Source organism: Niveibacterium sp. COAC-50, assembly GCF_013184235.1.
Lineage (GTDB): Bacteria > Pseudomonadota > Gammaproteobacteria > Burkholderiales > Rhodocyclaceae > Niveibacterium > Niveibacterium microcysteis.
Genome location: NZ_JABCJM010000008.1, coordinates 66,804 through 90,629, shown reverse-complemented (window position 1 = coordinate 90,629; position 23,826 = coordinate 66,804). Strand labels below are relative to the sequence as shown.

Here is a 23,826-nt window from a genome sequence, read left to right as displayed (position 1 = left end):
TGCGGCGGCAGTCGGTCTCAACGTCCGTAGGTGTCCTCGAAACGCACGATGTCGTCCTCGCCCAGATAAGAACCGGACTGCACCTCGATGATCTCGAGCGGCACCTTGCCCGGGTTGGCCAGGCGATGCGTATGCCCGAGCGGGATGTAGGTGGACTGGTTCTCGGTCAGCAGGAAGACCTGATCGCCGTTGGTCACCTCGGCCGTGCCCTTGACGACAATCCAGTGCTCGGCGCGGTGATGGTGCATCTGCAGCGAAAGCTTCGCACCGGGATTCACGACGATGCGTTTCACCTGGAAGCGCTCGCCATTATCGATCGAGTCGTACCACCCCCAGGGGCGGAACACCTTCCGGTGGCTATTTGCCTGCGAGCGACCTTCCGCCTTTAGGCGGGCGACGATCTTCTTGACGTCCTGGGTGTTGCGCTTGTGCGCCACCATCACCGCGTCCGGTGTCTCGACCACCACCATGTCCTTGAGACCGATTGCAGCAACCAGGCGCGATTCGGCCATCACCATCGTGTCTTCGCTGGACTCGAACATCACGTCGCCACGACCAACGTTGCCGGCTGCGTCCTTCTCACAGACCTGCCACAGCGCATCCCAGGCACCGACGTCGGACCACCCGGCGGCCATCGGAACCACGACGCCACGGCCGAGCTCGGGAGCGGAAGGCAACTTCTCCATCACCGCGTAGTCGATCGAGTCCGACGGCGAAGTCAGGAAAGCCGCCTTGTCGGCGCGCACGAAGTCGGCGTCGTCAGTTGCGTTGTCCATCGCGCGGCGGCAGGCCGCAGCCATTTCCGGATTGAAACGCTCGATCGCAGCCAGCCAGCGCGAGGCTTTCATCATGAAGATGCCGCTGTTCCACAGATAGTCGCCGGCGGCGACATACTTCGCGGCTGTTGCCGCATCCGGCTTTTCCACGAACGCATCGATCGCGCGTGCACTGGCCGCGCCAGGGACGCCATCGCCGGTACGGATGTAGCCGTAGCCGGTTTCGGCACGGTCGGGCACGATACCGAAGGTGACAAATGCACCGTTCGCTGCAAGACCCGCGCCCTCTGCGATCGCGGTCTGGAAACGCGCGACGTCGGGAATCACATGGTCCGCCGGCATCACGAGCAGCACCGGATCGGCGCCATCACGCACCGCGAGCAGCGCCGCCAGCGTCAGCGCCGGCGCGGTGTTGCGGCCTGCCGGCTCCAGCACGATGCGGCCGCGCTTGCCAAGCTGACGCAACTGCTCGGCGATCACGAAGCGATATTCCTCGTTGCTGACGACGATGGTGTCGGGCGCCACGGCGGCGTCAAAGCCATCCAGCCGGCGCGCGGTCGCCTGCAGCAGCGTGTCGGTGCCGGTCAGCGCCAGCAACTGCTTCGGATACTGCTCACGGGAAGCCGGCCAGAGTCGGGTGCCGGAGCCGCCCGACAGAATTACGGATTGAATCGTCATGCTTGTTTTCCTTATGCGGGGGAGGCGACGCCATCTGCGTGGGTCGCATAGCCATGGGGATTCTTCTGCTGCCAACGCCAGGCGTCGGCGCACATTGCATCAAGGTTGCGCGTCGCGCGCCAACCCAATCGTTCGGCGGCCAGAGCGGGGTCCGCGTAGCAGGCGGCGACATCGCCCGCACGGCGCGGCGCGATGCGGTAAGCGACCTTGCGGCCGCTGCCGCGCTCAAATGCGGCCACCATGTCGAGCACGCTGTAGCCCTGGCCGGTGCCAAGGTTGACGGCCAAGCAGCCCGGCTCGCGACGCAGCCGCTCAAGCGCGCAAAGATGGCCCAGTGCGAGATCGACCACATGGATGTAGTCGCGCACGCCGGTGCCGTCCGGTGTCGGGTAGTCGTTGCCCCACACATTCAGGAACTCACGCCGGCCGATCGCCACCTGCGCGACGAAGGGCATCAGGTTGTTCGGGATGCCCTGTGGGTCCTCGCCGATCAGGCCGCTCTCGTGCGCGCCAACTGGATTGAAGTAACGCAGGATCGCAATCCGCCAGGACGGGTCGCTGCGCTCCAAGTCGCGCAGCATGTCTTCGATCACCAGCTTGGTGCGGCCGTAGGGATTGGTGGCCGACAGCGGATGATCCTCGGTCAGCGGCAGGCGCTGCGGATCGCCATACACGGTGGCCGATGAGCTGAACACCAACGACTTGACCTGGCATTCGGCCATCGCATCGAGAAGACGTAGCGTGCCGACAACGTTGTTGTCGTAGTAGCTGAGCGGTTTTTCGACCGATTCGCCAACCGCCTTCAGGCCAGCAAAGTGGATCACCGCCTCAGCGCCGGACTCACGCAATGCAGCCACGAGCGCAGCGCGGTCGCGGATGTCGCCACGTACGTGGCGCAGCGTACGACCGGTGATGCGCTCGACACGCGCGAGCGCCTCAGGGTGGCTATTGCTGAAGTTATCGAAAACGGTAACGTCGTATCCTGCCTGCAGCAGTTCGACGCAGGTGTGGGAGCCGATGTAGCCAGCGCCACCAGTCACGAAAATCATTGAGCGTTCCTTTGACAGCCTAGCTTTCCATTGTCATGGATTCTGCTGCGCTGCAAAAGGAGAAGCATCACAGACAGATCCGCAGAACCTTCTAGCATGAAACGCGCCTGCAACACTCGGCGCCTATGGTGGGGGCGCACACACACGACACGAGGCCCCAAATGATCTGTTTCTCCCCCCTGCCGGTGCCGAATCGCGGCCCCGCTGCGAACGACCCGGTCTTGCGCATCAGCGATGCCGAGCTGGCACGCGCGATGCGCCGCGCCGAACTGCACGAACATGAGCTGGCCGACCCATACGGCGACGACGATGGCGACGAAGCAGGCATCAGCTGGGTCGTCTGACACAGCCCCGCAATGAAAAAGGGCGGCCACAGCCGCCCTTTTCTTTTGCGCCGGCGAATATCAGCCAGCAACTGATTTCACATGGCGCACATCTTCACCGCGCGCCATGTAGAACACGTACTGCGCCATGTTCTTCGCGTGGTCGCCAATGCGTTCGAGCGCCTTGGCGACGAAGATGATGTCGATACCGCCCGAAATCGTGCGCGGGTCTTCCATCATGAAGGTGATCACCTGGCGCATCACGCCCTTGAATTCAGCGTCGATCAACTTGTCCGAACGCACCACCTCATCGGCGGCATCGGTATCGAGGCGAGCGAAGGCGTCGAGCGCCTGACGCAGTTCGTTGATCGCCATCTCGGACATATGCGACAGCTGCACCCGCGGCACCGCTAGCGCGCCGCCATGAATCGCCTTCGCCATCTTCGCGATCTTCTTCGCTTCGTCGCCGATGCGTTCCAGATCGGTGATCGCCTTGAGCACCGCGAAGATCAGACGCAGATCGATCGCCGCCGGCTGGCGCTTCGCGATGACCTGCGAGCAGGCCTCGTCGAGGTCCATTTCGAGGGCGTTGACCCGATGATCGTCCTCGATCACGCGCTCGATCAGATCCTGATTGCCATCGATCAGGCCTTCGATCGCGCGCGAAATCTGTTGTTCTACGAGTCCGCCCATCTGCATCACGCGGGTGCGGATGCTTTCCAGCTCAAGGTCGAACTGCTTGGAAGTGTGTTCGGTCATGCCTCAATCCTTTCACGCATAACCCGGAGAGGTTACGCACCCAAGATTTCAACTGCGTGACAGTCGCTCGACACCGCTCGGGCTGCTGATCAGCAGGAGATCGACACCGCGACGGGCAAACAAGCCGCTCGTGACGACGCCAGTGATGTGGTCAATCGTGCTTTCCAGCGCGGCCGGATCGGTGATGGAGAGACCATGCACGTCCAGGATGACATTGCCGTTATCGGTCACCACACCCTCGCGCCAGCGCGGATCGCCGCCCAGCTTGCGCAGTTCGCGTGCCACATGTTCGCGCGCCATCGGGATCACCTCCACCGGCAGCGGGAACTTGCCGAGCACGCCGACCTTTTTGCTCGCGTCGGCGATGCAAACGAACTCGCGCGCCACGGCCGCAACGATCTTCTCGCGCGTCAGCGCTGCGCCGCCGCCCTTGATCGCGTTGAGCCCCGGGTCCACCTCATCGGCGCCATCGACATAGATCGGAATCTCGGTGACCTCGTTGAGATCCAGCACGCGGATCCCCAAGCCTTCCAGCCGCACGCGGCTGGCTTCGGAACTCGCCACCGCACCGACAAAGCGCGATTTGATCGGCGCCAGCGCGTCGATGAAGAGGTTGGCCGTCGAGCCGGTGCCGACGCCCAAGACGCAGCCCTCCGGAGCGTTGGCCGCGACATAGTCCGCCGCAGCCTGTGCGACGAGTTGCTTGAGTTGATCCTGGTTCATGATGGGTTCGTGAGCATTGCAGCAGTCGGACTGCGATTGTAGCGAAGCGCGCGCAGCCTCGCCGGAAAGCCGCAGCATCGGCGCCACGCGTCGGGCAACGGCGTCATCGAAGTGGCGTGACATCGTCATGCCCCTGCAACACGCGGCCCGGAAGATCCGCCGCCATGCCGCGCGTGAGAACTCTCTTTCTATCCGACATCCACCTCGGAACCCGCGCCTGCCAAGCCGAGCAACTGCTCGACTTCCTGCGCGAACACCCCGCCGACAAAGTGTTCCTGATCGGCGACATCATCGATTTCTGGGCGATGAGCCGCAGCATTCACTGGAGCACGGCGCAGAACACCGTGGTGCAGAAGCTGCTGCGGCGCGCCCGCCATGGCGAAGAGATCGTCTTCATCCCCGGCAACCACGACGAGGCGCTGCGCGACTACTGCGGCACCGTATTCGGCGACATCCGCGTCGAACACGAATATGTGCACACCACCGCAGACGGCCGCCGCTTCCTGCTCGTGCATGGTGACGAGTTCGATCAGGTAACCCGCTATCACCGCTGGGTCGCAGTGCTCGGCGACATGTCCTACACGCTGCTGGTGCGCCTCAACATCGTCCTGTCATGGGTGCGTCGCAGACTCGGCTGGGCCGGCTATTGGTCGCTTGCCGGCTACGCCAAGCGGCGGGTCAAGACGGCGCTGCAGTTCATCTTCGATTTCGAGGAATCGGTGATCCACGCGGCGCGCGACCGCAAGCTCGATGGCGTGATCTGCGGCCATATCCACTGGGCCGCGATTCGTGAGGTCGATGGTCTGACCTATGTGAATTGTGGCGACTGGGTGGACTCCTGCACCGGCATCGTCGAGCACCTCGACGGCCGCCTTGAACTGGTGACCTGGCGCGGTGCCGCAACGGCCGCCCTGCCCAGCCCCGAACTTCTTGAGAAAGCCTGATTGATGCGCGTGCTGATGGTGTCCGATGTGTTTTTCCCACGCGTGAATGGCGTGTCGACCGCGATCGACACCCACCGCCGCGGCCTGGCCGAGCACGGCGTGGACGTGCAACTGGTGGTGCCGCGCTATGAGGATGAAGACGGCGAGCCCGGCATCACGCGCCTGCCCGGCTGGCGCGTGCCGATGGACCCGGAAGACCGCTTCGTCGCCCCCTTTCGGGTGCGGCGTGCGGTGATGGCCGCCGCGCAGCACGCCGACCTGATCCACATCCAGACGCCCTTCACCGCGCATTACGCGGGTCTCGCCGCCGCCCGGCGCTATGGGCTTCCGGTGGTCGCCACCTACCACACGCTGTTCGAGGAGTACCTGCACCTGTATGCACGCTTCCTGCCCGAAGCATGGCTGCGCGGCCTGGCACGGCGACTGTCGCGCAGCCAATGCAATGCATTGAACGCGACGATCGTGCCCTCCAACGCGATGGCGCAGCGCCTGCGCGACTACGGCATCACTGCCCCGCTGCATGTGCTGCCAACCGGTGTGCCGATCAGTCAGTTCGCGCTGTGCGACCGCGCCAGCCACCGCGCACGCTTTCGCGCGCGCTACCGGATTCCACCGGATCAGCCAGTTGCATTGTTCGTCGGCCGCGCCGCGCACGAAAAGAACATCGGCTTTCTGATCGAAGCACTGGCGCATGCCCGCATTGCCCAGCCCCGCCTGCTGCTGGTGGTGGCGGGTGAAGGGCCTGCACTTGAATCGCTGCGCGAGAAGGCGCACGCGCTGGGCCAGAGCGAGCATGTGCGCTTCATCGGCTACCTCGACCGCGCACGCGAGTTGCCGGACTGCTACGCCGCGGCGGATCTGTTCGCCTTCGCCTCCCGCACCGAGACCCAGGGCCTGGTGTTGATCGAGGCCATGGCGGTCGGCCTGCCGGTCGTCGCACTGGCCGAGATGGGTACTTGCGACCTGCTTGGCGCTGGCCGTGGTGCGCTGGTGCCGCCAGACGAGGTGGCCGCCTTCGGCGACGCGATGGCCCGCCTTGCCGGCGACAGCGCCTTGCGCACCCGTCTCGGCGACGAAGCCCGCGCACTCGCGCGCGACTGGTCGGACCTCACCCTCACTGCCCGTCTCGCGGCGCTGTACCGCGAAGTACGGCTCGCCCATTCCAGCCAGGAGCCCGCATGGAAAGCCCCTTCAAAGGCAAGACAGGCCTGAGGCGCTTGTGGAACGCCTTCCATTATTCGATGGAGGGTTTCCGCGCTGCCTACCGCCATGAAGACGCCTTCCGGCAGGAGGCGCTGCTCGCCGCGCTGATGATCCCCGCCGCGCTGCTGCTGCCAGTGAGCATGCTGGGGCGCGCACTGATGATCGCGAGCGTGCTGCTGGTGTTGATCGTGGAACTGCTGAACTCCGCGATCGAGGCCGCGATCGACCGCATCTCGCTCGACAGCCACACGCTCTCCAAGCGCGCCAAGGACATCGGCAGCGCCGCCGTGTTCGTCGCGCTGAGCAACGTGGTCGTCGTGTGGGCCTGTGTACTGCTTGCCTAAGGATCGACCATGCCCGCTCCGCTTCGCATTGCCGTTGTCACCGAAACCCATCCGCCGGAGGTCAACGGCGTTGCCATGACGGTGCAGCGCCTGATCCACGGCATGCGCGGCCGCGGCCACCGCATCACCGTCGTGCGCCCACGCCAGCAGCGGCGCGAAACACCGCTCGCCGACGAGTGGCTGGTCGGCGGCCTGCCGCTGCCCGGGTATCCGGGCCTTCGCTTTGGCCTGCCCGCCAGTGGCTACCTGCACCGCGGCTGGTCGATCCAGCGGCCGGACGCAGTCCATGTGGTCACCGAAGGCCCGCTCGGCTGGTCCGCGATCCAGGCAGCACGCAAGCTGGGCATTCCGATCAGCTCCGGCTACCACACCAACTTCGATCGCTACTCGCGCCACTACGGTGCCGGGGTGCTCAAACCGGCCATCGCCCGCTGGTTGCGGCACTTTCACCGCAGCGCGGATGCCACGCTGGTTCCAACCCCCGAACTCGCCGGCGCGCTGGGCGACCAGGGTATTCCCGGCGTACGCGTGGTGGGGCGCGGCGTGGATACCGAGCTGTACTCGCCGATGCGCCGCGACGCCTCGCTGCGCGCACGCTGGGGCGTGGCGCCGGACGGCCTCGCGGTGCTCTACGTCGGCCGCCTGGCGCCGGAGAAGAACCTCTCACTGGTTGAGGCGAGCTTCCGCCACATCAACGCCGCGATGCCGAATGCGCGCATGGTGTGGGTCGGCGACGGCCCGGCCCGCAACAGCCTCGCCCGCGCGCACCCGGATCACCACTTCGCCGGCGCCCGTTACGGCGCCGACCTTGCAACGCACTACGCGTCGGCCGACCTGTTCCTCTTCCCCAGCCTCACCGAGACCTTCGGCAATGTCACCGTCGAGGCAATGGCCAGCGGACTCACCGTCGCCGCCTACGACTGCGCCGCCGCCGCGCTGCTGATCCGCAACGGCGAGAACGGCGCCACCGTACCCGAAAGCGACGAAGCCGGGTTCATCGCCGCCGCCGTGCGCCTAGCCCAAGACGCCGAGCTGCGCGCCACGCTGGGCGAGGCGGCACGGCGCAGCGTGCTGCCGCTGGCGTGGGAGGCCGTCGTCGCAGACTTCGAGGCGAGCTTGCGGGAGACGATCTCCCGCCGCGCATCCACCAAAGAATGAGCTTGGCAAATCACGGGATCTCGCCTTGAGTTAAGGCTGTAGACGTATGCGGAGGCAGCCATGGGACTACTCGATCAACTCGCGGGCGAACTGCTGGGCGGCAGCGGCGGCGCCAGCCCGGTGCTGCAGATTGCGCAGCAGCTCTTGCAGAGTCACGAAGGCGGGCTGGCCGGCTTGTTGGCCCAGCTCAACCAGGGCGGGCTGGCCGATCAGGTGAAGTCCTGGGTGGGCACGGGCGCAAACCTGCCGGTTTCGGCGGATCAGCTGTCCGCGGCGCTTGGCCCAGCGGTGATCGACAAACTCGCGGCCGCGCTGGGCATGGATGCCGGCACCGTGACCAACCAGCTCGCACAAGGGTTGCCACAGCTGGTCGATACGCTCACGCCGGGCGGCTCGGTGGAAGGCGCCAGCGATCTGCTCTCGCAGGGCTTGGGGAGCTTGTTCGGACGCTGATCGTGCCTGCCTCGGCAGGGGCAACTCAAGTCGCACATCGAAATGACGTTTCTGTAAGATCCGTCAGATCATGGTCCGCCAGACACGCATGCCCCCCCACTGCAATCTCCCGGCGCAGCCCGCTGCACCGCTTGGCGCGTCAGCCCGTCAGCCCAGCCCGACGAGGTCGAGCCGTGTCTAGCTGGGTCCTGGCTGCATTCGTTCTGGGTATGCCCGCCGCATTTTGGATCGGGGCGCGGCGTGCCGATCATGCGATGAAGCGCGAACGCGAAGCCTCGGAGTCCGCCCGCACCGCAGCGCTTGCGGCGGTCGCGCAGCTGCGCCTGCTGCAGGCACACCAGCAGGCGCTGATGGACAGCATCGACGACCTCGCCTGGCTGAAGGACACCGATTGCCGCTTCATGCTGGTGAATCGCAAGTTCGGCGAGGTCTTCAACCTGGCGCCCGAATCACTGATCGGCAAGTCGGACTACGACCTTTCGCCCCCCGACATGGCAGCGCACTACCAGGCCCACGATCGCATGGTGATGACTTCGCGCCAGGTCGAACGCACCGAGGAAGAGATCCATCGCCCGGACGGCGAAATCGGCTGGGCCGAGACGATCAAGGTGCCGGTGTTCGGAGCGGATGGCGAAGTCGTCGGCACCGCCGGCATCGCGCGCGACATCACGCTGCGCAAGCGCTACCAGCGCGAAGTGGAATTCCTCGCCCGTCACGATCCGCTGACCGGGCTGTTCAACCGCCGTCACCTCGAAGAGCAGTTCGAGCCCTTCGCCGCCCGCCACCCGCGATTTGCGGCCTTGTTCCTGGATCTCGACAACTTCAAGCTGATCAACGACACCGACGGCCACTCTGTCGGCGACGAACTGCTGCGCCAGCTCGCCTCGCGCCTGAAAGGCGAGATCGACCGCAACGACCTGCTGGTGCGCCTGGGTGGCGACGAATTCCTGCTTCTCTCGCCGCTCGGCTCCGACAGCCCGGAAGCGCTGGATCACCTTGCGACCCGGCTCGAAGCCGCGATCGGTACGCCGTACGAGATCGGCGGCACCAAGTACGTGGTGTCGAGCAGCATCGGCATCGCGGTGCACCCGGAACACGGTCGCGACCGGCAAACGCTGATCAAGCACGCCGATATCGCGATGTACGAAGCGAAGAAGAAGGGGCGCAACCGCGTCTGCTGGTTCGAGGAAGCGCTGGCCAGCGAAACCACCGCGCGCCGCCGCATCGAACTGCGGATCCGCGATGCGCTGAAGGAAAACGCCTTCGAGCTGCACTACCAGCCAGTCAACGACGCACGCACCGGCCGCATCGTCGGTGCCGAAGCGCTGCTTCGCCTGCGTGACGCCCAAGGCAGTCCGATTTCGCCCGCGCGCTTCATCCCGATCGCGGAGCAGACAGGCTTGATCGAACAGGTCGGCGAATGGGTGCTCGACACCGGCTTGCGCCAGCTCGCCGCCTGGCGTGCGGAAGGGCATCTGAACCTGCGACTGGCGATCAACATCTCGGGCACCCACTTCGGCAGCCCGCGCTTCGTTGAGCGCCTCAGCAGCCGGCTACGCGAAACCGGCGTGCCCGGCAACGCGCTGGAACTCGAACTGACCGAGGGCGTGCTGATGGCCGACGCCGACGGCAACATTTCCACGCTCGCCCGAATCGCTGCGCTCGGCGTTGCGCTCGCGGTGGACGACTTCGGTACCGGCTACTCCAGTCTGGCTTACCTCAAGCAGTTGCCGATCCACCGCCTGAAGATCGACCGCAGCTTCGTGCAGGGCCTGCCGGTGCACCCGGGTGATATCGCGATCACGCGTTCGATCCTGCACCTGGCGCAGACCTTCGGTTTCGAAGTCACCGCCGAAGGGGTCGAAACGCAGGCGCAGCTTGACTTCCTGCGCGATGCCGGCTGCCCGGCGGTGCAAGGCTATCTGTTCAGCCCGGCACGCGCGGCGGCTGACTTTGCGGCACTGCTGGCACCGGAGTTCAGCGCATGAAACTCGCCGCGTTCGCATCCTGCCTGCCGCACAACACCTTGGACGAAGCGCTCGACTACCTTGTCGCGCACGAAATCTACGGCCTGGAACTCGGCGTCGGCGGCTACCCGGGCACCCGCCATGCGGATGCGCGCCTGCTGGCCGGCGACAACGCGGCGTGTGCGCGGCTGCGCAACACCTGCCAGTCGCACGGCGTGGAGCTGATAGCGCTGTCCTGCCACGGCAATCCACTGCACCCGGACGCCACGATCGCCGCCGCGCACGACGCTGACTTCCGCGCCGCACTCGAAGCCGCGAGCGAAATGGAAATCCCGGTGGTGGTCGGCTTCTCAGGCCAACCGGGAACCGGCGGCGTGCTCAACTGGCCCGTGATCGGCTGGCCGCAGGAATACGCCGACCAGTTCGAGCATCAGTGGCGTGAATCGCTGATCCCCTACTGGCAACCGCTCACCGAACGCGCCCGCGCGCTCGGCGTGAAGATTGCGCTGGAACTTCATGGCGGGTTTGCAGTGCATTCCCCCGCCACGCTGCGCCGCCTGCGCGAAGCCTGCGGCCCGGCGCTCGGCGCCAATGTGGATCCGAGCCACCTCTGGTGGCAGGGTATCGACCCGGCGCGCGCGATCCAGCGGCTGGGCGATGCGGTGTTCCATGTGCACCTGAAGGATGTCTGCTTCCGGCCCGACGTCATGGATGATGCGGGCCTGCTCGACTGCACGCCGCACGCCCGCATGGACGAACGTGCTTGGTACTTCGCGCCACCCGGCGAGGGGCACGACGCTGCGGCGTGGCAGGGCATCCTCGATACCCTGCACGCAATCGACTATTGCGGCGCGCTATCCATCGAACACGAAGGGTATGCGCCGGCGACCGAAGCCATGGCGGCGACCGCTCGCTGGATGCGCGCGCTGTCGCTGCGCGAGCGGCGTTCGGCTACCAGAACTTCCACCACCACTTCTTAGCCTCCATCGAGCGCTTCACCTCCGGCGACCACTGCGGCGACACCCCGGCCGTAATGAAAAAGGCGCCGAAGCGCTTGTCGGCTTCGTTGATGTGCCGCGTGAGCCATACCTTGAGGAAGTGCAGCAACTCGAAGGTGATGGCGGCCTGACCGCTGTCGAGCTTTTCCTGCAAGGCGTGCACCTGCGCGATCAGATCCTCGTGGTTCTGTTTGTGCTGGGCGAACTCCGGGTAGTTGCTCACCCGCATCAGGCTCTCTTCCACCGCGAAGTGGGTGCGGGTGTAGTCCGCGAGCTTGTCGAGAATCGCGCGCGACGTGTCGCGGCCGTGGTGTTCGTGAATCGCTTCGTGCAACTGGTTGAGCAGGTCGACCAACTCCTTGTGTTGCGCGTCGATCTCCTCGATGCCGACGGAAAAATCGTCGGACCAATGAAACAGTTCCGTCATGACTGCTACTCCCCCTTCCCCCGAAAGGACAAGGCCCGCACAAATCACTGCCCGGGCCGCACAGGGCGAGAACCTTAGCGCTTGAGCGCTGCACCGAGTTGAGCCGCATCAAGCGGCGCGATGCGGGTACCCTTGAGGTTTTCCCCCATTTACAGCGCCTTCTCCGGCGCGCTCACCACGATGAAGATTCTGATCACCGGAAGCAAAGGCACCGTCGGCCAAGCCGTCGCGCACGCAGCGCAGACCAGCGGCCACATCGCGATCGGCTGGGACCGCAGCGCCGCAGATCCGCTTGATCTGGCGAGCCACGGCCCTTACATCGACAGCGTTGCGCCGGACGCCATCATTCATCTGGGCGTGGCCGCGACGCCAACCGGACGCGACAACGAAGGCTGGCGCACCACCGTCGACTGGTCGCTCGCGCTCGCTGACACCGCCGCACAGCGCAAGCTGCCGTACGTGTTCACAAGCACCGCGCTGGTGTTCGACAACAGTGTCAGCGGGCCCTTCACCCTGGCATCGGCAAGCAACGCGCGCGAAGGCTACGGTTTCGAGAAACGTTGCGCGGAACACGGGGTGCTGCTGCGCTACCCCAGTGGCACACGCGTTGCGCGCCTGGGCTGGCAGATCGACCCGGCAGGCCAGGGCAACAACATGGTCGCCCACGCGCACAGGGAGATGGCCGCACACGGCCAGGTCGGCGCTTCAACCCGCTGGCAACCCGCCTGCTCGTTCATTGACGATACCGCAGCCGCGCTGCTTCGCCTGCTGGCCGCGCCACCCGGTCTGTACATGCTTGATTCGAATCGCGGCGCAAACTTCGCCGACATCCTTCAGGCGCTATCCGACCAGTATCACTTCAACTGGCAGATCTCGCGCAACGAGGACTACGCCTACGACCAGCGCCTGATCGACCCACGCCCTGGACTGCCCGACCTGGCGGCCCGTCTGCCGGCGCTGCGCGGCTGAAGAAAGAAAACCCCACCGCACACAGGCACGGTGGGGCAAAGGGCTACGCACACAATGAAAGTCCGTCGCCGCCTCCGCTAGGAGGGCTGACGACGAGTTCATTGTGCGGCCCGCCATCGCGGGCACCCACGGCCCACAAGGCCAAGCGTTTGTCTTCGCAGCACGCAGCAGCGCGGCGGCAATCGCGCCGGCCGCGAAAAGAAGAAACCCCGCGATGCGGCGCATGGCGGGGTAAAGAAACCACTAGAGGAGAGATCAGCCAGCACACAGAGGAGACTGCGCTGACGACGGATTCATTCTCCCGCCATGGCGTCATTGCAACCATGCCCGGGGGAGCCATCGGCTTGTCCGCCAGAGCCTGAGCGGCATCTCCCGTGCCCGGCGCGCGTCCGCCGCACCACCCTCGCACGCCCCCAAGAACGCGCGCTCCGCATCACGTGGCCGCGGCAAAAGAAAACCCCGCGGTGCTCGGCACGGCGGGGTGAAGAAACCACTAGAGGAGAGATCAGTCAGCACACAGAGGAGACTGCGGTGACGACGAGTTCATTCTCCCGCAGCGCCGTCGTGCTCACCATGGCGCGGCGGGCCAGCGTCTTGTCCCTGGCGGACACGGACCGCGCCCACCGGACGACGCAAAGAAAAAGCCCCGCGCGGAGACCGGGCGGGGCAAATTTGGGCATCAACTTCATCCCATGCAGAGGCAGGCCAAGTGTGGCGGACTGTGGCCTAACAGGCCTTGTCCGCCGCGGCCAATCACTTGACCCGCTCGCGTCACATCCACTGCGCCAGCGAGATGCCAAGGCCGAATGTGGTCTGCCGGTGGTTGTAGTCGATCAGCGATTCGCCGTAACCCGTGAAGACTTGGGCGTGGCCCTTCAGGTTGCCGTAGATCGGGAAGGACCAGTCGAACTGGACACTGCCGCGGCTCTCATCGCCACCACGCAGGCTGTGTCGCGCAAGCAGCGAGAACTCTTGCTCCTTCAGCTTGTAGATCATGTTCAGGTCGCCGCGACCAATGTAGTTCTCGATCTGCGGGTTGTCGTCGGTTTCCGGATCTTCCTGCAGGCGGTACCAGGGGCGGATCAGGACCGCAAAATTGCCCGCCTCCAGCCCGGCCTGCGCATAAATGCGGTTCCACGAGCGCGAGATCGGCTCAGTACGGCCGTTCGACTGGTGGATCAGGCCGAGGTTGATCATGCTGAGCTTCACCCCACCCATCTGCAGGTTGGTGCGCCAGGTATTGATCAGCTCCGGCGCGTAGTTGGTCTCGCGGAACGGTGCCGAGAAATCCTTGTTGTAGAGCTGCCAGTAAGACTGTTGGGTATAACCCATCCACAAGTCGCCGTTGTCGCCAATCATGTTCTCCCACAGCTTCACCTTGAAGCCGATCTGGAACTTCACCTCGGTCGAGTCGTACGGGATCTTGCCGCCTGAGGCTTCGCGCGAATTGCTCGTCACGTAGCCGCGCGAGGGCGAATAGGGATCGTCGTTAACATCCGTCGAATAGTGCGCCGCGAGGAAATAGATCGGCGTGTGGTAGCGGAACTGGAAGGTGCCCGTCTTGTGCTTGGGATCCAGCTCCCAGCGCTCCGACAACGGCGAGGGCGCGACGCTCTCGACCGGGCGCTCGGATGCCGGCGCCAGCGCGAGGCGGGTATTGCGGCCAGACTCACGGTCGTAACAGGCGAGCCGCTCGGCATCGCCGGCAACGCCGATGCAGTCCTGAATGTCGGCCATCACCGGTGTGGCCGCGAGCATTGCGACAAGGCCGAGGCCGGTGGCGTGGGTCTTCATACGTGCTCCGTGAGGTGGATTCTTGATGTGGATGGCGGATTCTCTCGTCATGCACCGGCACTGCTCAAGCGCTTGTTCGCCTGCCGTTGCGGCGTGGCGACATGCGTGACACCAATAAAAAAGGGGCCGCAGCCCCTTTCTTGTCCGCAGAGCGTCGCTCAGGCCGACGGCGGCACGTAACCTTGAACCTGGTCAGCCCCCGCACCGAAGAAGTATTTCTCCATCTGTTCGGCGAGGTACTTGCGCGCGCGCGCGTCCATCAGGTTAAGCCGGTTTTCATTGATCAGCATGGTCTGGTGCTTGATCCAGCCCGCCCAGGCTTCTTTCGACACCTGTTCGTAGATCTTCACCCCCAGCTCGCCGGGGTAAGGCGGGCGGTCAAGCCCTTCGGCCTCGCGGCCAAGCTTGATGCACTGAACCGTGCGCGTCATCGTAAGCGTCCTTTCTGCAAATGGGTGCGCGGCATGCGCCGCGGCAAGCGCGCCATTCTAGCTCGCCCGCCGGTTCGAATCAGGTTTGCGGCGGCTGGTAGAGCACCTGGGTGCCCTTGCCGGCAGCCTTGGCCGCGTACAACGCCGTATCCGCCGCTTCGATCAGCGCCTCGGCGTCGCGCGCGTGTTCCGGGAACAACGCGATGCCAATGCTCACGCCGACCGACGCCTCGCCGTCGTCAAAAGCAAACCGTTGCGAGGCAATGCTGCGGTTGACGCGCTGCGCAAGCGTGATCACCTCTGCCGGCTTCGCCTCAGGTACCAGCACGGCGAATTCATCGCCACCCAGGCGGAACAGCAACTCGTTGCGCCGCACGATGGCGGCCACGCCATCGGCCACACCGATCAGCACTCGATCGCCCGCCTGGTGACCGAAGCGGTCGTTGACTGCCTTGAAGCCATCGAGATCAAAGGACAGCAACGCGACCTGCTCACCGTGCCGCTGTCCGACCGCCAGCATGCGATCCAGTTCCTCATGGAAGCGGCGACGGTTGTAGAGGCCGGTCAGTGCATCGTGTTCGGCGATTTCGATCAACCGCTGCGCCGTCTGTTTGCGTTCGGTGATGTCTTCATACACCCACACCCGGCCGATGCGTCGCGCGCCGTCCTCCGACCTCACCAGTGCGGACACTTCTTCGAGCACCCGCCCATCGCTGAGCGGAATCTCGTACCGTGGCGAGGCCGCCTGCCGCGACAACACCGCATCGAGGTGCAAGCGGTAGGCGGTATCGTCGGCGCGCAGCGCGGCGCTGCGCTCGATCAGCGCCTCGTCGCGCAGGCCCGTAAGGTTTTCATCCGGCGAAAACCCCCACATCTCGCGCAAGGCGTGGTTGCAGTAATAGACGCGTCGATCGCGATCAACAAAGAGGATGCCGACCCGCAAGGTGTCGAGCAGCGACACAAGACGCAGGCGTTCGTCTTCGGTGCGCTGCAGATAGTGGCCTGTCAGCGCCTGCGCGCGGCGCAGTTCAGCAACGGTGTCAAGCAAGCGGGCTTCGACATCCTTCCGCGCCTGGATGTCTTCGACGGATAGCCGCACACCGAGCATGCGCCCCGCCGCATTCTTCATCGCCACCCAGTGGCAGGCGACCCAGCGCAGCCCGCCGTCTTTTCGTTGGATCCGGATCTCGAAGTCGCTGCGGCCCTCACCGGCGAGCGCGCTGCGACCCAGCGACGTGAGCTGGGCGCGGTCCTTGAGCGGCACCATCAGTTCGATCAGACTCGGTGCCAGCAGGCATTCCGCGCGCGAATAGCCGCTGACGCGCTCCACCGAGCGGCTGATCCATACCAGCGCGCCGGTGCGGTCGAACCATGCTTCGACGCTGTGCGTGGAATCGGCCAGCGCACGAAAGCGCGCCTCCTGCCGCGTCAGTGCGCCAATACGAAGGGCGCGCAGGCGCGCGAGGCGATCGAACTCGGACACCACCGCGTCGAAGGCGGCCCAGCCAGCGGCTTCACCCGCCAGCGCGCCACCTGAGCGATCGCTTGCGCGCACCGCATCGCGCAGGTCGTCGAACACCTGCTGCATCCAGCGCCGTGCGAGCGACAGCGCGATCAACGCACCGAGCGAACCAAACAGCCCCGACACGATCACGACCAAGCCGAGCGGCCAGGCGCCTGGCCCGGTGACCGTCGTCGCCGCCAGCAGCGACGTCAGCGCACCCCAGAGCGCCGCAAACGCCACCGCAGCAATCAAGGCCCGCGCGAAGCGGCTGCGGTGCGTCATGCGGCGGCGCCTAGAGCAACTTCATCAGCACCTTGGAGCGGCGCTGGAAGTTGTACAGCTCACGCTTTTCCTGCGGCAGCTGATCCGGCGAGACTTCGCGGAAACCGCGCTCACGGAACCAGTGCTCGGTCCGCGTCGTCAGCACGAACAAGCGCTCAAGTCCCGCGTTGCGAGCGCGCGCTTCGATATGCTGCATCAGCCGCTCACCCAGCCCACTGCGCCGGAACTGCTGGGTCACGGCGAGGCAGGCCATCTCCGCGGCACGCTCTTCCGAGAACGGGTAGAGCGCCGCGCAGCCGACCATCACGCCATCGTGCTCGACCACCGAGAAGCGGGTGATCTCCATTTCGATCAGCTCGCGCGAGCGCCGCACCAGCGTGCCGTCGGCTTCCAGTGGCGCGATGATCGACAACAGCGCGCCGACATCTTCGATCGTCGCCTCGCGGAATCGAGCGAGCGACTCCTTCGACACCATGGTGCCGACACCCTGCCGGGTGAAGAACTCCAGCAGCAACCCACCGTCCTTGTCGCGATCGAGCAAGTGGGCACGATTGACGCCGGAGCGCACCGAGCGGATCGCGCGCGGCAGGAACAGGTGCAGGTCTTCGGTCAGGCCGCGGCCGTCGCGGAACATGCGCTCGGCCTCATCGGCGGTGATTGTCTCGATCAGCCGCCCCTGCTCGTCGAGCAGACCCGGCGCATCGCTCAGGTAGATCAGCTTCTCTGCCTTGAGTGCAATCGCCACCTGTTCGGCCACCTCTTCCATCGCGAGGTTGAAGATCTCGCCGGAGGGCGACACCCCCAGCGGCGAGATCAGCACGACATTCTGCTGGTCGAGGTCGGCGGCGATTTCATCGGCGATGACCTTGCGCACCGCGCCGGTGTATTGGTAGTCGATGCCGTCGACCACACCGATCGGCTTGGCGGTGATGAAGTTGCCGCCGGTCACGCGCATGTGTGCGCCCGCCATCGGCGTGTTCGGCAGGCCCTGTGAGAGCCTAGCCTCGACTTCGATGCGGGTGCTGCCGACCGCCGCCTTCACGCATTCAAGCGCATCGGCATCCGTCACGCGCACGCCTTCATGCAGGCGCGAGGGCAGCTTGCGTCGCGCGAGTTCTTCCTCGATCTGCGGCCGCGTGCCGTGCACCAGCACCAGGCGCACGCCCATCGCGGCAAGCAGGTTGCAGTCGTAGCAGAGCTTCTCGAGCAGGTCGCCTTCGGCGACCTCGCCGCCAAAACCGAGTACGAAAGTCTTGCCGCGGAAGGCGTGCACGTAAGGCGCAGCACCTCGCACCCATTCAACGAATCGGATCGCATCGGACTCGCGCATCATGGTGGCGGCCGATACCTTGTCGCTGATGACCCGGGCGTCCGGGTCCGCTTGCTGATCCGACTGCGTGTGCGGCATTGATCCTTCCTCGTGCAATGGGCCAGCGGCCCGATTAGAAATCACCCCAAAGCGCCAACATCGCAGCCATTGCGGCGATGCCAGCCGTTTCCGTACGCAGGATGCGCGGCCCAAGCGCGAGCGGCTTGCATCCCGCGGCGCGCGCAGCGGCCAGTTCGCGCTCGGACCAACCGCCCTCCGGACCAATCATCAGCGCAACCGGTGTGGTCGGTGCGGGGAGCGCGGACAAGCGCTCACCACCTTCCGGCGACAGCACCCAGCGCTCCCCCGCAAACGGCTGCGCGAGCCATTGCGGCAGCGTCAACAACCCATCCACCGGCATCACGCGATTGCGCCCGCTCTGCTCGCAAGCCGAAACCGCGACCTGACGCCAGTGCTCCACCCGTTTCTCAGCGCGCGCGCCGTCCAGTTTCAGCACGCTGCGCTCGGCCGCCACTGGCTGCACTGCGGCGAAGCCAAGCTCCACCGCCTTCTGCACGATCCAGTCCATCTTGTCGCCCGTCGCCAGCGCCTGTACCAGCGTTACCGTCAGCGGCGCCTCACGATTCAGCGCGACAACCGATTCAATCCTCGCGAGTGGGTCGCGGCCCAGTTGCAACAACACCGCCTCGGCTTCGTGCCCTGCGCCGTCAAAGAGCGTGACACGAGTGCCCGCACGCAGGCGCAGCACCCGATCCGCATGGTGGGCGACTTCCGGTGGAAGCGTGAATTCATGCCCCGCAGCGGGCAGGTCCGGGCAGAAGAAACGAGCGTGCATCGTACTATTATAAATTTTACGCACCCCTTGGACCTCACCGTGGTCAGCACCGCAACGCCCTTGTGTGCCTTTGGCACCCCTGCGCCCGACTTCGATCTGCCCGGCACCGACGGGCAGCGGCACACGCTTGCGTCCTGCCGCGGGCCGAACGGCCTGCTGGTGATGTTCATCTGCAACCACTGCCCCTACGTGAAAGCGGTGCTCGATCGCATCATCCGTGACGCGCGCGATCTTGCGGCACTGGGTATCGGGTGCGTTGCAATCATGTCGAACGACCCGTCGGACTATCCCGAGGACGGCTGGGACGAAATGGTCCGCATCGCACAGGAGAAAGCCTTTCCTTTCCCTTACCTGCTCGATGCAGACCAATCCGTAGCGCGCGCCTATGGCGCCGTCTGTACGCCGGACTTCTTTGGCTATAACGCCAGCCTCGGCCTGCAGTACCGCGGTCGGCTGGATGCTTCGCGCAAGGACGCCGCGCCCGCCGATGCGCCGCGCGATCTGTTCGAGGCCATGCGGCTGGTCGCTGAGACCAGCCAGGGGCCGCGCGAACAGATTCCGTCGATCGGCTGTTCGATCAAGTGGCGGAGCACCTGAACATGCCGATGTTCGCTCGCGCACGCGCGCTCGAATCCGTAGTCCGTGAGGTGGCGCGCGAAGTCACCATGCCGCTCTATCTGAAAGCCGGGCGCCAGCATAAATCCGACGGCAGTTCGCTGACCGAGGCGGATGGCGCAACGCAGCGAGCCCTTGCCGAGCGCCTGATGGACGTCGTCGATGCGCCGGTGCTGGGCGAGGAAATGAGCGCCGAGCAGCAACGCGACTGCTGGGCGCAGGGCGCGCAGGGCTTGTGGGTGATCGATCCGATCGACGGCACCACCAATTTCGCCAACGGCATCCCGGTTTTCGGCCTGTCGGTCGGTTTTCTGGTCAACGGCGAAACCCAATTCGGGGTGGTCTACAACCCGATCGCCGATGAAACCTTCTACGCCGGGCGAGGCGCCGGCGCCTGGCTCAACGGCCAACGCCTGCCGCTTCGCCAACCGCCCGACACCCTATCCGCGGCAGTCGGCGGGGTTGATTTCAAACGCGTTCCACCCGCGCTTGCCGCGCATCTCGCGGTGAACTCGCCGTGCTTCTCGCTTCGCAACTTTGGTTCGAGCGCGCTGGAATGGTGTTTCATCGCGGCCGGCCGGCTGGATGTGTATCTGCACGGCGGCCAGATGCTGTGGGACTACGCCGCCGGCCGATTGCTGGTCGAAGAATCAGGCGGCGTCGCCAGCGCGCTGGACGGCAGTCCGTTGCGCGCGAGCCCGAGCGGCAAGCAGTCCGTCGTCGTTGCAGCCAGCCCCGCGCTCCATGCGCAATGGCTCGGCTGGCTGCTGCGCGCCGGCGGCTAGACCGCCCGACGCGAACTACTTCGTGCCGCCCTCTGCCTGATCCAGGATCTGCTGGCGCTTTTCAGCTTCCTGTTCTTGGATCTTCTCGACCGCCTTACCCACCGCTTCAACCTGTTCACGTGGTGTCGCGCTTTGCGACACTTCGACGCCGGCCTGCCGCGCCGCATTGCTGACGGCCGCCCCCTGATTCTTGAGGTTGCTTGCCGCCAGCCAGCCCACGATGGCCAGCACGATCAGAATCACGATCAAACGCATGGGGGTCTCCTGGGGCCCTGATTGAGCCGCCAATTGTAGTCGGTCACACGCGCTCTGAAGGGCCTGTCCGGCCGCACCGGGCTTGCGCTAACATGGGTCCCTGACCATCGGAGGAGGCGCCGTGTCCGCGAAGCATCCGATCATCGCCGTTACCGGCTCGTCTGGCGCAGGCACGACGACCGTGCAGAAGAGTTTCGAGTGGATCTTCCGGCGCGAGATGGTCGAAGCCGCCTTCGTCGCGGGGGATGCATTCCACCGCTACGACCGCGAAGGCATGCGGCGCGCCATCGCCAAGGCCGAGCGCAAGGGCGGCCCGCCCCTGTCGCACTTTGGCCCCGATGGCAATCTCTTCACCGAGCTCGAGGCCTGTTTCCGCAACTACGGCGAGAACGGCACCGGCCAACGCCGCTGGTACCTGCACGACGAAACCGAGGCTTCGCAGTGGAAGCAGCGGCCTGGCACCTTCACGCCGTGGGAGGACATCCCGCCCGATACCGACTGCCTGCTCTACGAAGGGCTGCACGGCGGCATCGTCACCGACACGATCGATCTGGTCCGCCATGTCGACCTGCTGATCGGGGTGGTGCCCATCATCAACCTCGAGTGGGTGCAGAAGGTGCTGCGCGACACCAAGGTCCGCGGATACTCGATCGACGCCGTGCAGGACACGATCCTGCGCCGGATGCCGGACTATGTGCACTACATCGTCCCCCAGTTCTCGCGCACCCACATCAACTTCCAGCGCGTGCCGCTGGTCGATACTTCAAATCCTTTTATCGCGCGCAACGTCCCAACCCTCGATGAATCGATGGTGGTGATCCGTTTTCGCGATCCGAAAAGCACCGATTTCCCCTATCTGCTGGCCATGCTGGATGGATCGTGGATGAGCCGTCCGAATACCATCGTGGTGCCGGGCGGCAAGATGGATCTAGCGATTCAGCTGATCATGACGCCGCTCGTGCTGCGCCTGATCGAACGCCGGCGCGCACTGCTCTGAGCACCGGCAGGGGCCCTTCTGCCCCGGCAGAGGGCCATAAGGAAAACCAGCTAACGCCCATAAACGGTTTTCGCTCATAATTACGGTCTTTGCTGCACCGCAACGGTGCATCGGCCGTCTGAGACGCGTCCGTCCGAAAGTCGCGCCAGGCCATCCCGGACCAACCCAGAGTGTTCAAGATGTCGACCAATCGCCCGCTTCCCGCATTCAACGCGCTGACCGGCGCCATTCGCGCGCTTGCCATGGATGCCGTTCAGAAGGCCAACTCCGGCCACCCCGGCATGCCGATGGGCATGGCCGAAATCGCCGAAGTCGTGTGGCGCCGCCACCTGCGCCACAACCCGGCCAATCCGAAGTGGGCCGATCGCGATCGCTTCATCCTCAGCAATGGCCACGGCTCGATGCTGATCTACGCGTTGCTGCACCTGACCGGCTACGACGTCTCGATCGAAGATCTGAAGAACTTCCGCCAGTTCCATTCGAAGACGCCGGGCCACCCCGAAGTCGGCTACACGCCAGGCGTCGAGACCACCACCGGCCCGCTCGGCCAGGGCGTTACGAACGCCGTGGGTTTCGCACTCGCAGAGAAACTGCTCGCCGCTGAATTCAACCGCCCCGGCCATGCGGTGGTCGATCATTACACCTATACCTTCCTTGGCGACGGCTGCCTGATGGAAGGCGTCTCGCACGAGGCCTGCTCGCTGGCCGGCACGCTGGGCCTGGGCAAGCTGATCGCGTACTACGACGATAACGGCATCTCGATCGACGGCCATGTCGAGGGGTGGTTCACCGACGACACCAAGAAGCGCTTCGAAGCCTATGGCTGGCAGGTGATTGGCCCGATCGACGGGCACGACGCTGCTGCAATCGACGCCGCCACCGTGTCGGCAAAGGCCGAGTCGAGCAAGCCGACGCTGATCATCTGCAAGACGATCATCGGCATGGGCTCGCCGAACAAGGCCGACAGTCACGATTCACACGGCGCGCCGCTCGGTGCAGCGGAAATCGAAGCCACGCGCAAGGTGATCGGCTGGGACCACCCCGCTTTCGAGATCCCTGCTGACGTCTACGCACAATGGAGCGCCAAGGAAGCCGGCGCCACCCGCGAGACCGAGTGGAACACCCGCTTCGCCGCGTACAAGGCTGCCTTCCCGGAACTGGCCGCCGAGTTCGTGCGCCGCATGGCCGGCGAACTGCCCGCCGACTGGTCGGCCAAGCGCGACGCCGCGCTCGCGAAGATCGTCGAGAAGGGCGAAACCATCGCCACCCGCAAGGCCAGCCAGAACGCCATCGAGGCGCTGGCGCCGGCGCTGCCCGAACTGCTGGGCGGTTCGGCCGACCTCGCCGGTTCCAACCTGACGCTGTGGTCCGGCTCCAAGAGCGTGACCCGCGACGCAGGCGGCAACTACATCAACTACGGTGTGCGCGAGTTCGGTATGACCGCGATCGCCAACGGCCTCGCACTGCACGGCGGGTTCATCCCCTACACCGCGACCTTCCTGGTGTTCTCGGACTACGCGCGCAACGCGATCCGCATGGCGGCGCTGATGAAGCAACGCCAGATCATGGTCTACACGCACGATTCGATCGGCCTCGGCGAAGACGGCCCGACGCACCAGCCGGTGGAGCACGTCGCCAGCCTGCGCATCATCCCGAACCTGGACGTCTGGCGCCCCTGCGACACGGTGGAAACCGCGGCCGGCTGGATCAACGCACTGGAGCGTGCCGACGGCCCGACGGTGCTCGCGCTGTCGCGCCAGAACCTGCCCTTCGTCGCGCGCAGCGCCCAGCAGATCGCGGACATTCGCCGCGGCGGCTATGTGCTGTCCGACGCCGAAGGCGCCAAGGCGGTCATCATGGCCACGGGTTCGGAAGTCGCACTCGCACTGACGGCGCAGAAGCAACTCGCCGAAGCCGGCATCCCGGTGCGTGTCGTGTCGATGCCCAGCACCAATCTGTTCGACAAGCAGGACGCCGCCTACAAAGCCGCCGTTTTGCCTGCAAACCTGCCGAAAGTGGCTGTCGAAGCCGGTGTTTCAGCCCATTGGTACCGTTATGTGGGCTCAAACGGTGCCGTAGTCGGCATGGACAGCTTCGGAGAGTCCGCTCCGGCTGGCGAATTGTTCAAACATTTTGGGTTTACCCCCGATTACGTCAAAAAGGCAGTCGAAGCGCTGCTGTAAAGTCGATGTGATTTCTTAGGCGCACATGGACTCCCCCGGTCCGG

24 protein-coding genes are annotated in these 23,826 nt (G+C 65.2%); 13 read left to right on the top strand and 11 right to left on the bottom strand.

What is annotated here, in order from left to right:
- Positions 1–17 precede the first annotated feature (17 nt).
- The gene (locus tag HH302_RS20585) at positions 18–1,454 is read right to left on the bottom strand and encodes a mannose-1-phosphate guanylyltransferase/mannose-6-phosphate isomerase (RefSeq protein WP_172204645.1); all 1,437 of its coding nucleotides are present in this window, start codon (positions 1,452–1,454) and stop codon (positions 18–20) included.
- Positions 1,455–1,465: 11 nt separating this feature from the next.
- Positions 1,466–2,503 carry a UDP-glucose 4-epimerase GalE gene (galE, locus tag HH302_RS20580; protein WP_172204643.1) on the bottom strand — a complete coding sequence of 346 codons (1,038 nt, stop codon included), beginning with the start codon at positions 2,501–2,503 and terminating at the stop codon, positions 1,466–1,468.
- Positions 2,504–2,664: 161 nt separating this feature from the next.
- Here galE and HH302_RS20575 point away from each other — a divergent pair, with 161 nt between their 5' ends.
- The gene (locus HH302_RS20575) at positions 2,665–2,847 is read left to right on the top strand and encodes a hypothetical protein (RefSeq protein WP_172204641.1); all 183 of its coding nucleotides are present in this window, start codon (positions 2,665–2,667) and stop codon (positions 2,845–2,847) included.
- A 60-nt stretch (positions 2,848–2,907) separates the two neighbouring features.
- Here the strand turns inward: HH302_RS20575 and phoU are convergent, their stop codons facing one another.
- Positions 2,908–3,585: a phosphate signaling complex protein PhoU gene (gene phoU / locus HH302_RS20570; protein ID WP_172204639.1), complete on the bottom strand. Its 678-nt coding sequence runs from the start codon at positions 3,583–3,585 to the stop codon at positions 2,908–2,910.
- Between the two features lie 48 nt (positions 3,586–3,633).
- The gene (gene rpiA / locus HH302_RS20565; protein ID WP_172204637.1) at positions 3,634–4,308 is read right to left on the bottom strand and encodes a ribose-5-phosphate isomerase RpiA; all 675 of its coding nucleotides are present in this window, start codon (positions 4,306–4,308) and stop codon (positions 3,634–3,636) included.
- 164 nt (positions 4,309–4,472) lie between these two features.
- Here rpiA and HH302_RS20560 point away from each other — a divergent pair, with 164 nt between their 5' ends.
- The 7 genes from HH302_RS20560 to HH302_RS20530 all read left to right on the top strand — a co-directional run bounded on the left by HH302_RS20560 (position 4,473) and on the right by HH302_RS20530 (position 11,357).
- Entirely contained in the window at positions 4,473–5,252 is a 780-nt protein-coding gene (locus tag HH302_RS20560) for a UDP-2,3-diacylglucosamine diphosphatase (protein ID WP_172204635.1), read from the top strand.
- Between the two features lie 3 nt (positions 5,253–5,255).
- Complete coding sequence (locus HH302_RS20555) at positions 5,256–6,464, top strand: glycosyltransferase (protein WP_172204633.1); 1,209 nt, start codon at positions 5,256–5,258, stop codon at positions 6,462–6,464.
- The gene (locus HH302_RS20550) at positions 6,431–6,799 is read left to right on the top strand and encodes a diacylglycerol kinase (RefSeq protein WP_172204631.1); all 369 of its coding nucleotides are present in this window, start codon (positions 6,431–6,433) and stop codon (positions 6,797–6,799) included. Before HH302_RS20555 ends, HH302_RS20550 begins: the two co-directional genes overlap by 34 nt.
- 9 nt (positions 6,800–6,808) lie before the next feature.
- On the top strand, positions 6,809–7,957 hold the full coding sequence (locus HH302_RS20545; RefSeq protein ID WP_172204629.1) for a glycosyltransferase family 1 protein: 1,149 nt from the start codon (positions 6,809–6,811) through the stop codon (positions 7,955–7,957).
- A gap of 60 nt (positions 7,958–8,017) precedes the next feature.
- On the top strand, positions 8,018–8,410 hold the full coding sequence (locus HH302_RS20540; RefSeq protein WP_172204627.1) for a YidB family protein: 393 nt from the start codon (positions 8,018–8,020) through the stop codon (positions 8,408–8,410).
- 254 nt (positions 8,411–8,664) lie between these two features.
- Positions 8,665–10,398, top strand: coding sequence for a bifunctional diguanylate cyclase/phosphodiesterase (locus tag HH302_RS20535; protein WP_172204625.1), 1,734 nt, complete (start codon positions 8,665–8,667; stop codon positions 10,396–10,398).
- Positions 10,395–11,357, top strand: a complete 963-nt coding sequence (locus HH302_RS20530; RefSeq protein ID WP_172204623.1) for a sugar phosphate isomerase/epimerase — start codon at positions 10,395–10,397, stop codon at positions 11,355–11,357. Before HH302_RS20535 ends, HH302_RS20530 begins: the two co-directional genes overlap by 4 nt.
- Here HH302_RS20530 and HH302_RS20525 read toward each other — a convergent pair.
- Complete coding sequence (locus HH302_RS20525; protein WP_172204621.1) at positions 11,329–11,802, bottom strand: bacteriohemerythrin; 474 nt, start codon at positions 11,800–11,802, stop codon at positions 11,329–11,331. The two genes, HH302_RS20530 and HH302_RS20525, sit on opposite strands and share 29 nt — an antisense overlap.
- 180 nt (positions 11,803–11,982) lie before the next feature.
- On the opposite strand from HH302_RS20525, the gene HH302_RS20520 reads away from it, so the two are divergent.
- Positions 11,983–12,771: a sugar nucleotide-binding protein gene (locus HH302_RS20520; protein ID WP_172204619.1), complete on the top strand. Its 789-nt coding sequence runs from the start codon at positions 11,983–11,985 to the stop codon at positions 12,769–12,771.
- Between the two features lie 771 nt (positions 12,772–13,542).
- On the opposite strand, the gene HH302_RS20515 is transcribed toward HH302_RS20520, so the two are convergent.
- The 5 genes from HH302_RS20515 to HH302_RS20495 all read right to left on the bottom strand — a co-directional run bounded on the left by HH302_RS20515 (position 13,543) and on the right by HH302_RS20495 (position 18,947).
- Positions 13,543–14,565: a phospholipase A gene (locus HH302_RS20515; RefSeq protein ID WP_206255135.1), complete on the bottom strand. Its 1,023-nt coding sequence runs from the start codon at positions 14,563–14,565 to the stop codon at positions 13,543–13,545.
- Between the two features lie 158 nt (positions 14,566–14,723).
- The gene (locus tag HH302_RS20510) at positions 14,724–14,996 is read right to left on the bottom strand and encodes an oxidative damage protection protein (protein WP_172204617.1); all 273 of its coding nucleotides are present in this window, start codon (positions 14,994–14,996) and stop codon (positions 14,724–14,726) included.
- Positions 14,997–15,075: 79 nt separating this feature from the next.
- Entirely contained in the window at positions 15,076–16,782 is a 1,707-nt protein-coding gene (locus tag HH302_RS20505) for a sensor domain-containing diguanylate cyclase (protein ID WP_172204615.1), read from the bottom strand.
- 10 nt (positions 16,783–16,792) lie between these two features.
- Positions 16,793–18,115: an amino-acid N-acetyltransferase gene (argA, locus tag HH302_RS20500; RefSeq protein WP_172204736.1), complete on the bottom strand. Its 1,323-nt coding sequence runs from the start codon at positions 18,113–18,115 to the stop codon at positions 16,793–16,795.
- Between the two features lie 109 nt (positions 18,116–18,224).
- Positions 18,225–18,947, bottom strand: a complete 723-nt coding sequence (locus HH302_RS20495; RefSeq protein WP_172204613.1) for a 16S rRNA (uracil(1498)-N(3))-methyltransferase — start codon at positions 18,945–18,947, stop codon at positions 18,225–18,227.
- Positions 18,948–18,986: 39 nt separating this feature from the next.
- Between HH302_RS20495 and HH302_RS20490 the strand changes: the two genes are divergently transcribed.
- Both HH302_RS20490 and HH302_RS20485 read left to right on the top strand, forming a co-directional pair.
- On the top strand, positions 18,987–19,544 hold the full coding sequence (locus HH302_RS20490; RefSeq protein ID WP_172204611.1) for a thioredoxin family protein: 558 nt from the start codon (positions 18,987–18,989) through the stop codon (positions 19,542–19,544).
- Between the two features lie 2 nt (positions 19,545–19,546).
- On the top strand, positions 19,547–20,347 hold the full coding sequence (locus HH302_RS20485; RefSeq protein ID WP_172204609.1) for an inositol monophosphatase: 801 nt from the start codon (positions 19,547–19,549) through the stop codon (positions 20,345–20,347).
- 15 nt (positions 20,348–20,362) lie between these two features.
- Here the strand turns inward: HH302_RS20485 and HH302_RS20480 are convergent, their stop codons facing one another.
- Positions 20,363–20,602 carry a hypothetical protein gene (locus HH302_RS20480; protein ID WP_172204607.1) on the bottom strand — a complete coding sequence of 80 codons (240 nt, stop codon included), beginning with the start codon at positions 20,600–20,602 and terminating at the stop codon, positions 20,363–20,365.
- A gap of 121 nt (positions 20,603–20,723) precedes the next feature.
- Between HH302_RS20480 and HH302_RS20475 the strand changes: the two genes are divergently transcribed.
- Both HH302_RS20475 and tkt read left to right on the top strand, forming a co-directional pair.
- Positions 20,724–21,599, top strand: coding sequence for a phosphoribulokinase (locus HH302_RS20475; RefSeq protein ID WP_172204605.1), 876 nt, complete (start codon positions 20,724–20,726; stop codon positions 21,597–21,599).
- A gap of 179 nt (positions 21,600–21,778) precedes the next feature.
- On the top strand, positions 21,779–23,782 hold the full coding sequence (tkt, locus tag HH302_RS20470; protein ID WP_172204603.1) for a transketolase: 2,004 nt from the start codon (positions 21,779–21,781) through the stop codon (positions 23,780–23,782).
- Positions 23,783–23,826: the final 44 nt, after the last annotated feature.